The organism is Chitinimonas violaceus, from assembly GCF_052601015.1.
Map to the genome: position 1 here is coordinate 1 of NZ_JBQXDJ010000009.1, position 1333 is coordinate 1333.

Genomic DNA, 1333 nt, shown 5'->3' on the forward strand with positions numbered 1-1333 from the left:
GCACTTTCCAGCAGTGGGCGAATGGTTTCAAATTGTTCGCGACTGACGTCGCTGGGGTAAGCGGTTCTCATTGGGCAAGCATCGCCGGTTTGGGGCTAGATGAAAAGACTTTGAACAGGTTCTTAGAGACGACATGTGATGACACGCTGGAATACACGCGTTTGTGGCTAGCTGAGTATGCACCACATAAGATCAATTCAGTACTTGAGGCTATGGGTGATAGGGGCGGCTACTGCGACTGTGAAGTCTTAGCCAACGTGGTGCTGTGAGATGTCACTTGGCACGGCCACCCAATTCTGTTGTCACCATTCTTCCCGCTACGCTTTATTGAATGATGGCAATGACAATAGACGTCTCTGGCAGGTAAAAGTGGCCATGACTGAGTAGCATAACGGGCAGTCCGTTTTTGAGCTGGTATCGCACCCCTGCCTTACGCTCTTTCAGTTCTTCGCCTAAGCGCGCAAAGCTCACTGTATCGGTAATTTCGAGCACAGAATAACTGTTGCCAAAAACATCTTGTGCGGCAAATTGCCGCGTCACTTTCGCATTCATCGCTTGCCTCTTTTGGTGCGTTGGGGGACCCAGAAGGGCAAAATGAATAAGCAACTTTGTCGATTTGGCAGGAATATTCCTGACTTAAGCAGAGGACACTAAGGGCTATGCGGGCCCATAAACCTGTGTCACTGGGTGTCCTGGACTGTTGTACGCCCATTTACGGACAAAGTATAAACAAAAATCGGACATTTCGCGGCGCAGAAGCTAGGTGCACCGGTTTAGGTATGCATCAGCTCGTTTTTACTCAGCAACTTTTCACCGAATAGTATTCAGCAATCCTGCGTTGTGGATGCATCACGATGCAAGTTTGTGCTCGACACGGCTATGCCGGAAGAAGATACCTTCCTCCTGGTTGTTGAAGGTTCAGGCCGAGTGGCTGGCGCCCTTACGAAGTATTTGAAACTGCCTTCCGCTTGCACAAAACAACAACCCAGTCGAACTTCGTACCAGAAGCTTGAGTTCTGCTACACATGTACTAGGGACAGAATTTAGCCATTAATACAACACATTCTCATTATTCATATTGAGCGTGTTTGTGTATGCCCTCGTCTTGTTACCCCGTTATACCCCCTGATTTTATTCTTCTTTCAGAAAATTATTAAATTTAAAATTTGCTAAAACGGCCATTTGGTGCGGGTTTCAGCGGTTTAAGTCTCACTTGCAGGCAGGGTAGAGTGTTGGCTCGAAGGATTCTTTTCGGGCCGGTACGGACTGTTGCTGCGCTAATTCGTGGTCAGATGGGCCGTGTCGCCGAAACGTGTTTGGACGGTAGAAGATT

General features: G+C 48.2%; 2 protein-coding genes. One reads left to right on the forward strand and one right to left on the reverse strand.

The features are described from left to right. Positions 1 to 269: DUF2695 domain-containing protein (locus tag ACUHMQ_RS04870; RefSeq protein ID WP_445294322.1), on the forward strand; the 269-nt coding region annotated here is incomplete at its 5' end. Positions 270 to 324: 55 nt separating this feature from the next. On the opposite strand, the gene ACUHMQ_RS04875 is transcribed toward ACUHMQ_RS04870, so the two are convergent. Beyond that, the gene (locus tag ACUHMQ_RS04875; RefSeq protein WP_445294323.1) at positions 325 to 552 is read right to left on the reverse strand and encodes a hypothetical protein; all 228 of its coding nucleotides are present in this window, start codon (positions 550 to 552) and stop codon (positions 325 to 327) included. Positions 553 to 1333: the final 781 nt, after the last annotated feature.

Coding starts and splice junctions, on each gene's coding strand:
- ACUHMQ_RS04875 (WP_445294323.1), bottom strand. CDS start 552: ATGAATGCGAAAGTGACGCGGCAATTTGCCGCACAAGATGTTTTTGGC.